The 9,761-nt window shown below is 64.6% G+C and carries 2 protein-coding genes; both read right to left on the bottom strand.

Going from position 1 to position 9,761, the window contains the following annotated elements; translation table 11 throughout:
• The coding region (locus CDO81_RS27300) for an RHS repeat domain-containing protein (RefSeq protein ID WP_158218457.1) at window positions 1-3,062 on the bottom strand (3,062 nt) is incomplete at its 3' end.
• 73 nt (window positions 3,063-3,135) lie between these two features.
• Window positions 3,136-9,561, bottom strand: a complete 6,426-nt coding sequence (locus CDO81_RS29215; protein WP_088486425.1) for an FG-GAP-like repeat-containing protein — start codon at window positions 9,559-9,561, stop codon at window positions 3,136-3,138.
• Between the last annotated feature and the right edge of the window lie 200 nt (window positions 9,562-9,761).

Genomic DNA, 9,761 nt, shown 5'->3' on the forward strand with positions numbered 1-9,761 from the left:
GTGCAAGTGAGCGGGTTGTTGAAGCAGTAGCCGTAGCGGTTGTAGTTTTGTAGGTTGGAGGGATCCTGGATAAAGGGGTCGGGCTGCAGGAAGACGCCGAGGTTGGCGTCGTAGAGCCGGCCGTTCATGTGCACGATGCCGACGTCGTCCAGGTGCTCGTGGCCGGTGAAGCCGCGGTCGGTGCCGGCGTTCTGGGTGCTGACCCAGTCCACGATGAGCGCCCCGAAGGGGTCATAGGTGCCGCTGGTGTAGCGGCGCTTGCCGAAGGGGTCGTAGGCGTAGCGCTGGGTCACGGCGCCGGCGTGGTCGGTCGTCGTGATGAGGCTGCCCAGGTGGTCCTTGTGCCAGTACTCGACCTTCACGAAGGTGACGCTGGCCACGGTCGGCGGCGTGGTCTGGTTGGCGCTCAGGGTGGGCAGCGCGCCGGCGCGCACCAGCACGCCGATGACCTGGCCGCCCGCGCTCAGGTAATGGCGGTTGCTGACGGTGCCGTTGGGTGCCACCTCGCTCTCGAAGGCAAGGCCGCCTTGGTTGTCGGGGTGGTGATACCAGGTGGTGCGCGTGCCGTTGCTGTCCTGGTGGGTCTCCCGGATGCGCGCGTGGTTCTCGTCGTACTGCCAGCTGTACTTGGGCAGACCGTTGACGCCCTGCAGGCCAGCGCCGCCGTCAGGCAGGTTGAAGCTCGTGTAGCTCAGGCTGCGGTACTTGCCGGTGCTGGCGCTGATGAGGTTGCCGTTGGCGTCGTAGCCATAGGTGGTGTTGAGCACACCGGCCACGCTTTGCAGCGCGTGGGGCTTGCTGCCCGCGCCGCCACCCTGGGCGTTGTAGGTGTAGTTGGCGACGTCGCTCTTGTAGAGCAGCATCCCCAGGGCGTTGTACTGCAGCGTCACGCTGCGGCTGAGGTTGGGGATGGCTGGGGCGCTGACGGTGTAGCCGGTGAGGCGGTTCAGGCTGTCACCGTAGCTGAAGGTCTCGTTGACAGCGCCGGTGTTGCCGTCGCCGTTGTCGTCACGACGGCTCTGCAGGTTGCTCAGGCTGTCCCAGGTGTAGGTCTGGGCGAGCACATTGTTGTTGGCCCCTGCGGTCAGTGACGTGATGCGGCCGGTGGCAGCCTCGAAGGCCGCTCGGTTCACGATCCCGTTGCCGTAGAGCTGCTGCTCGACCTTGCCCCAGGCGCCCACCACTTGGGCTTGCCACAGCACCGTACCGGCCGCCAAGCTGGTGCCGGCTGCGGTCTGCCCGCTCGCGTTGGGCAGCGGCGCCACCGTGGCCGGGGTGTTGAGCTGGAGCTTTTCCAGGTAGCCCAACTGCGTGGTGTAGCTGTAGCCGACCTGCACACCCGTGGGGTAGGTCTGGGTCTGCACGCGTCCCTGGCCGTCGTAGCTGACGCTGCTGGCAAAGCTGGGGCCGTTGTTAATGCTCGTGCGGCTGCTGGTGGGCCGCCCCAGGTTGTCGTACACGTACTGACGGTTCACCCCGTTGCTGGTACCACTCTGGCAGAGCTTGCCCTTGCCTTGGTTGGCATTGGCGTTCATGCAGGAGCTGCCATCGGCATTGGTGTCGTAGCGCCAGGTGCTGATGTACTCGGGCTCGCCGCGGCTGGTCAGGCGCCCCAGCACGTCGTAGGCCATGGTGGTCTCAGACCCCTGGGCCAGCTGGTTGGGGCTTTGCTGCCAGACGAGCTGGCCCAAGGCGTCGTAGTCGTAGTTCCAGGTGCCGGTGTCAGGGTCCTGGAGCTTGGTCTTGCGGCCGCGGTAGTCGTAGGTCAGGGTGGTGAGATTGCCCAGCGCATCCTTGGTCTGCACGAGGTTGCCAAAGGCATCGCGTTGGTGGATGAGCGTGGCACCACTGGCATCCGTCACGCGCACCAGCTCGCCCAGCGCGTTCTTGTCTTCCTTGCGGGTCTGGCCCTTGTCGTTGGTGGTGGTGGTGGCCAGGCCGCTGTAGGCGTAGGTGGTCTGCGCCACACGCCGGCTGCCATAGTTGCCGATGCTCTGGGTTCCTGCACCGCCGTTGGGGTCGGCCACATAGACGGTGGTGGGGCGCCCCAGCACGTCCACCACGATCTGGCTCAGGCCGACGTCGTTGCCGCCACTGGTGGTCGAGCTGCCGCTGCCTGCGAAGTAGGCTTGGGTCTCAATGCTCTTGGCGCCGTAGGGGCTGTAGACGGTGTCTTTGTAGACGAGTGCACCGGCCTTGCCCGAGGCCTGGGCCGAGCCGTCGAAGGCTTGGGTGACGCTGCGCACGTCCCGACCCATGCGGTCTTTGTAGACGCGCACGAAGGGGCCGATCTTGTTGTTGCTCGAATCCCAGGGCTCGGTGTGCACGAACGCCACGGCATCGGCCGGCGCATCGGCGCTGCCATTGGGACAGCTCAGCGGGTCACCGTTGGACGCACTGCTGTTGGCCGTAGTGTCCAGGCCAAGCCCGCCCAGCGTGCAGTAGGCCGTGACGGTACGGGTGCCATCGGCACGGGTCTCCTGCGTCACACGGCCGAAGTCGTCGACCTTCCAGCTGGTGGTGAGCTGGTTGGGGCCGGTCAGGCTCAGGGGCGCGCCGTACCGCGGGTCGTAGGTCTTGGTCTCGGTGTGGTTGAGTGCATTGGCACTGCTGGAGGGGAACAGGCCCGCAGGCACAGCCACGTTGATCGTGCCGCCGCTGACGACGATGGGCTGGCTGGTGACCGCGGCAAAGGTACTGGTGCTCGTGCGCGTGGTGAACAGCGCCCGACCCGTGGCACCGGCGCAGTTGGCCGTCGTGGCGCTGGTCTTGTTGCCGTAGGCGTCGTAGTCGTAGGTCGTGATCACGCACAGCTGCGCGTTGTTCGGCTCAATCGTCTCGCTCTTGAGCAGCCCCGCCTTGGCACCATCGCCCACGCCGTAGTACGCAAAACTGCTCGTGCGGCTGTAGCTGTAAATGTTGCTCGGAACTTGGGCGTGCGCACCCGCCAGCAGCCCCACAGCCACCGTCAATGCACCAGCGGCCCGCACGATGGCACGTGCAGGCAACCCTGCCCACCGCCTGCGTCGTTCTTCAGCGTCCATCACGTTCAGGTGACTCATCTTCTGATCCCTCCCCGTGGGTTCCTCTTCATGAGACCCACCACACGCATTCAATTGCTGGATACGGGTTTGCTCAGTTGCACATCCTGCCTCCAGGAGCATTTTTGCTGAGGGCATTTCCAGTGACTGCACCGGCTAATGTCGACAACTGCGGCGCCACGCTGTAGTTGTTGGCTGTGCAATCAGGCGTAGGTGCGTTGACGATGACTGTGCAACTCCCCCCGGCGGCAACCGTAGAGTTCACTTGGCATGTACCACCTGAGATGGACGCGCCCATTCGATTGCCGCGGGTAACCTGCAGACTGAGAGCCGTGATGGCTTGTGGACTCGCGTTCGGGTTGGAGAAGGTCCATGTCGTCCCCGATGGTCCTGAGACTGTGAATGGCACCGCCGTTGCAGCGCTCAAGGATGCACTGGCCACAGCAGTGCTGCCGGCTGCGTTGACCGCCGTAACGGTACATGTGGCTGTTCCCGCGCTGCTGGTCCCCACGTTGATCGATCCGCTGGCACCTGAGCCCGTGGCTGTAGCGCCCGCGCCAGAGCAACTCACAGTGGCTGAACTCGCATTGGCCGTTGTCCAACTGAAGGTGCTGCTGCTGCCGGCTGTGACACTTGATGGGCTGAATGAAGCGCTGCTGACGCTCGGTGCCGCATAGGCCGTGTGCGTCGCACTGCCAGTTGCCTGCGCACCACCGTTGTATGCCGTCACCGTGCATGTGCCCGTACCCGGGCCACTGACAGGCAGGTTCAGAGCTCCGTTTACCGGAACCGAGGCGTTGTACGAAACCACGCCTGTGCAAAGGACAGATGCTGAGGTCGCGTTACTCGTTGTCCAGGAGAAGTTAGGGACGCTTCCGGCTGCTGTGGACACGGTCGGGCTGAACACCGCGCTGTTCACGGTTGGCGCTGCGGTCACAGAGAGGCTGGCCGTGCCCGTCGCCTGGTTGCCCGCCGCGTTCGTCGCCGTCAAATTGCAAACCTGAGTGCCCGTGCTCGTGGGTGTGAATGTTGAGCTACCAGACGGTGCGTTCAGCCCCACCGGCGATGACCAGGTTCCGGTCAAGCCGGAGCATGAAATGCCCATGCTGACCGCGTTTGCGCCGGACCAACTCAAGGTTGACTGCCCGCCGATCGTGATCGATGTTGGACTCCAACTCGCGCTTGGCACCCCAGGGGCGGCGACGACATCGAAGGTCTGCGAACTGCTGATGGTGCTGCCTTGATCATTCGACGCGGTCGCCGTGCAAGTCAGTGTCGTGCCTGCAGTGGAGCCGGCCACATACATGCCGTTGGCAAGCGAGGTCCCGCTGTAGGTGCTGGACTGGTTGCCCGTGCCCGTGCACGACGCGGTCACGGACGTAGCACCGCCGCCAGCGGTCCAACTAAAGACGCCTTGCTGGGAGACACCCGCCGTCACGTACTGCTGGTTTCGGCTGGTCGTCAGGGTCGGTGCAGGTGCCGACACACTCAGGCTTGCCGCTCGACTCGCGGTTGCACCCGCCGCATTGCTGCTGGTGACGGTACATGTGGCCGTGCCCGCGCTGGACGTCGTGACAGTGATGCTGCCGCTGGCGCCCGAGCCCGTCGCCGTGGCTCCTGCACCAGAGCAGCTCACTGTGGCTGAACTCGCATTGGCCGTCGCCCAACTGAAGGTGCTGCTGCCGCCCACCGACACGCTGCTTGGACTGAACGACGCGCTGGTTACGCTGGATTCGGCATACGCCGTGTGCGTCGCAGCACCCGTCGCCTGCAGTGCGCCATTGGATGCGGTCACCGTGCATGTGGCTGTACCTGGGCCGCTGACGGGCAGGTTCAAACTTCCGTTCAACGGGACCGAAGCGTTGTACGAAATCACGCCCGTGCACACGACTGCGGCAGAGGCCGCGTTGCTCGTGGTCCAAGCGAAGTTCGGGACACTCCCTGTGGCCGTTGATATGGCCGGACTGAACCTCACACCGCTCACCGTGGGCGCTTGTACGACATCGATATTGGCAGAGCCGGTGGTGGTCCCGCCAGGACCAACCGCGGTCACCGTGCAAGTGCCCAGGCCCGCATTGGCACCGGCGGTCACTGTGAGGCTGCCGCCGGTGGCGGTACCGTTGCCCGAGCCGCTGACGGCACCGCTGCAACTCGCCGAAGTCGATGTGGCGTTGCTCGCGCTCCAGGTGAAGGTCGACGTACCACCAACGACAACACTGGCAGCGCTGAATGTGCTGGTGCTAATCGTCGGCGCCCCCGCAGCGGCTACTGTCAGATTTGCTGAACCGGTCGCGGTGGCACCGTCCGAGGCGACGGCAGTGACCGTGCAGGTCGCGGTGCCAGCGCTGGACGTGGCCACGGTGATGGTTCCGCTGGTGCCGGAGCCGGTGGCGTTGGCGCCGGCGCCCGAGCAGCTCACGGAGGCCGAGGTGGCGTTGGCGGTGTTCCAGCTGAAGCTGCTGCTGGTGCCTGCCGGGACGCTGGCCGGGCTGAAGCTGGCGGAGGTGACGCTCACGCTGCCTGCCGGTGTGATCGCGAGGTCGGCACTGCCGCTGACCATGGCGCCGCTGGCGCCGGTGGCGATGACGGTGCAATTGGCGGCTGTGGTGGCCACCGTGGTCCCGACCGTGATGTTGCCGGCGGTGCCTGTGGCGGTGCCGGTCACTGTCACGCCGGTGCCTGCGCAGCTCACGCTGGCCGACGCGGCGTTGGTCGTGCTCCAGTTGAAGGTGCTGCTGGTGCCGGCTGTAACGGTCGCGGGACTAAAGCTCGCGGCGCTCACGCCCAGCCCGTTGGGGGCGGTGACGGTCAACGGCACGCTGGTGCTGGTGGTGGTGGCGCCCGCGCTGGAAACCGTGAAGTAGCCCGTGTAGGCACCGGCAACGGCCGATGTGCGCATCGTGACCGTGCCACAGTTCGTGGTGTTGGCTGCACAGCTGGCCGGGCCGTTGATGACCAGGGCCGCCGAGCTCGTCGCGTAGCTCAGGTTGGTGGCATTGGTGGTGCCGCTGTTGCCCAACTGGCACTGGTATGAAGCGGCCACCGGGCTGAGGGTCGGTGTGGTGCTGGAGCAGTTGCTCAGCACCAGGTTCAGCGGGCTGCTGACGGCAGGCCCCGAGCCCGAGGTCGCACTCGCATACGGGCCGGTGCCAGCGCTGCTGGGGATGCTGGCCAAGCTGTTGGGCACGGTGTTCGTGACGGTGGCCTGGTTCAGCCGCCCGAGGATCCAGTAGCAGGTCTGGTAGTTGCTGCAGCTGGTGTTGTCCGTGTAGTAGGTGTTGCTCACCGACTTGGTGAAGGTCTGGGCAACACCGGCAGTCGTACCCGTCGTGGTGACGCTGATGGTGGCCGGATCACCTGAGCCATTGAAAACGTTCTGCGTGACCACGGTGGGCAGGGCCACGCCGGCCAGGTCCTGGCCACCCTCGGTGCTCTGATAGAGATATGGCCGAGCAATCTTGCTGGTCACGGGGCAGTTGGCGCTCGCGGAGGCAGCAGCGGCATTGCCCTGATCGCAGTAGGCGTTGCTTGTGGTGCTCAGCAAGGTGGACGCCGAGATGGCGTTGAGCTTGCTGCGGTAGGTTGAGGTGTTGGCTGCAACGCCGGTGTAGGGATGGGTCTGTGCGTAGGTCGTGTCCACCGTCAGCGGCGTGCCGTCGGCGCCGGTGCGCTGTCGCAGCACTTCACGAAAGCCCAGCATGCCGCGGCCTTTGCGATCTGCCTTCAGGCCTCGGTAGCTCATCTCCGTGGTGACGGTGCTGCTTCCCACCCCGGTGTCATCCACCTGCGTGGCCACAACGTACATGGGCATGCTCAGATCGACGGCGTCGGTCACGGCATACGCAGACTGGCCCAGGTCGCTCTGGTAGCGAAGGCCAAGGTAGAGGTCGCTCGCCGAGCTGGCAGGGAGCGCGCCGGCCGCGGCCGAGTTGCTCAGTGGGACGTAGTACAGCCGGGACGTGAGCCCTGAGGGGCCGGTGACGCTGACCAGCAGATCGGGAGGCGTCGGATCGGCTTTGACGAAGAGCCGGTTGGTGGCTGTGCCACCCACCGTCTGCAGCCGCAGGATCTCCACGGACCCGCGGCCTGTGAAGTCGCCCAGCAACGCACTGGCCGAACCATTGCTGTTCTGAAGCTGGACTCCGGCCAAACTGAAGTTTGCAACCGTCGTGAAGCTGCCGTCCCCGTTACTCAAGTACAGAGCGTTCTGCGTCGCATCGTCTTTCCAGCGCAGGATGTCCTGTCGGCCATCACCGTTGAAGTCGGCGATGATGGTGCCGGCAGTCTGGGGAAACGGATAGCTGTTGGTTGAGACGAGCAGTTCCTGCCCCACACCCGTCAGGTTGAAACTGGCGGTTGTTGAAGGAGTTAGAGAGCCATCCCCGACAACAAGGGTCTGAGAGATCGGCACCGAGGAGCCGTACAGGCAATCCCCGCGACCATCTCCGTTGAAGTCGATCCCATTGGCACAACCGACCGTAACCGCACTTGCTTGAGCGACGTTGAAGTCGCCGTTGCCCTGGGAGGTCCACAGTCCCGTATCAACCAGCAGATCGGACAAGCCATCGCCGTTGACATCGAGCACGAAGGGCTTTCGGAAGTAGTCGTAGAAGCCTCGTGAAGGGGCACCGTAGACGCTGTGGTTCGCCAGGTTGGTGGTCGTCAACTCGGTGAAGACGCCGGATGCGCTGCCCAGATACACGCGTGTGCAAATGATGCTGGCGCACTGCGCGGCTTCACTCGGGATGGTCATCGTCCGGCTGTAGCCGGGCAGTTGCGTGGTGACGATGTCCAGGTAGCCATCGCCGTTGACGTCGATCAGGTGGAAGTTGGCGCCGGGCGTCTGGACCGTGCCCAGGTAGGTGTCTCCGGGTTCCTTGCAACCCGGGACGTAGTTCGTCGAGGCTGGAGACGAGCAGTTGAACTGCCGCGTCTTGACGCTTGCGGTTTGTGTGAAGTCAATGCCGCTGGGCAAGCTCACGCTGGTAAAGCTACCGTCGGGCTTGCCCAGATACAGGTAGTGCGTGAGCGGCGTGCCGCACGACACATTGGTATTGCTGGTGGAGGTGGCTCGCATCACCCGCAGCAAATCGGTGATGCCGTCCCCGTTGAAGTCCGCTGCAATCGTGTAGTAGCAGCCATCGCTCTTGAAGAGATTGACTGTCTTGATATTGAACGCGGACGACGTCGAGAAACTGCCATCACCATTGCTGGTGTACAGCTTGTTGTTGGACGGGGTGTCTGACCAGTAAAGGATGTCGGTCTTGCCGTCACCGTTGAAGTCACCGGTCAACACACCATAGGTGCCGTTGCCGAGCAGATCCTGCGTGGCCAGGTTGCTGGAAGCGAAGGCGGCATTGGACTGGTAGCCGTCGCTGGTGCCCGCGGTATAGGTGAGGTTGGTGGCCGGCAGGCACCGTGTGCTGCTCGGGCCGCCGGCGCAGTCCTGGATCTTGACGATCCGGCTTCGCCCGGTCACCGGGCCGTAGTCATACGTCAGCTGCGTGGTGCGAACCGCCGTGCCACCATTCGCCCCCAACGCCGTGGCCGGACTATTGACATAGGTTGTGATCGACTTCAGGCGGCGCAAGCTGACGTTCTTGCGGCCTTGCTGGTAAGCCTCGGACTTGTCCGTGCGTGCGTCGTTCCCCTGCGTATCCAGGTCGTAGTTGAAGACGACTTTGTTCCCGCTGTACTGAACCTCTCGGATGTTCCATTCGTGCCCAGCCGTGGGCGAGCCAGATGTGGGCCCACTCCCCCAGGGCACGTCTCGTTGCTCGTACTTGAAGTCGATGGCATTGCCCAGGGTGTCGCTGATGCGCGCCACAGCCCAGGCCATGGGCGCCTTGCCAGGAGGCGCAATCAGCCCCGTTGTCGCTGCGGGACTGGCCGCGGCGTCGCCGTACTCGTAGACCTGGCCCGCCTTGGTCCACACCTTGAAGTAGGCCGGCCCGCTTGCGCCGGTGGAGTCGCCATTGGCATAACCGTACGCGCGGATGCGCGCGTACATGTCCTTCTCCGTGCGGAACTCCCGATAGACGTTGGCCCCCAGGCCTTGCGCATCGTTGACCTGCGTCGTGACCGGCACGCCCACCGCGTTGCTGCCACCGCTGGGCGCCGCGTTCCCGGCTTCATCGGTCTGGATCAGCCGCTGCCCGTCCAGGCACAACTTATCGCTGGCCACATAGGCAACCCCAACTGTCTTGCCATCCTGCGCCAGCGTCGCCGCGCACCGCGTGATCACGGACAAGCCCTGAACACTCCAGCCATGCCCCAGCGGCCCATTTACACCACCGCCCGCATAAAGCAGGCTGAGCTTGGGCGTCATGCCGCCAACGCCAGGTGGCACCGCAATGGCTTGGCTGTAGCTCGGCGTCCCGCCGTCCCCCACGGCCACCTGGGCCATGGCACCCGGCCCCGCGACCCAACCAGTCAACAGAACGGCAGAACACACCAGTCCACGGCGCACGAATCGCGCCAGGCATCGCTTGGCCATCTCAACTCCCTCGGCTTCGTGCATAGCCGAGGTGCGCTCACCTCCGCATAGGCATCGACTTATTGCGGCGCATGCTAACCAGCCGATCTGTCGCCAGTATTTCTGCCGACATGGGAGATTTCACCTATTCCCTAGGGAACTCCCTAGCCCTCCAGTTGCGGGCACAAACACCCCAACTTGTAGGAACCGTGGATCGACCACGCGCGCCATCCGCAATACTCCAC

Source organism: Roseateles puraquae (assembly GCF_002205845.1).
Classification (GTDB): domain Bacteria; phylum Pseudomonadota; class Gammaproteobacteria; order Burkholderiales; family Burkholderiaceae_C; genus Pelomonas; species Pelomonas puraquae.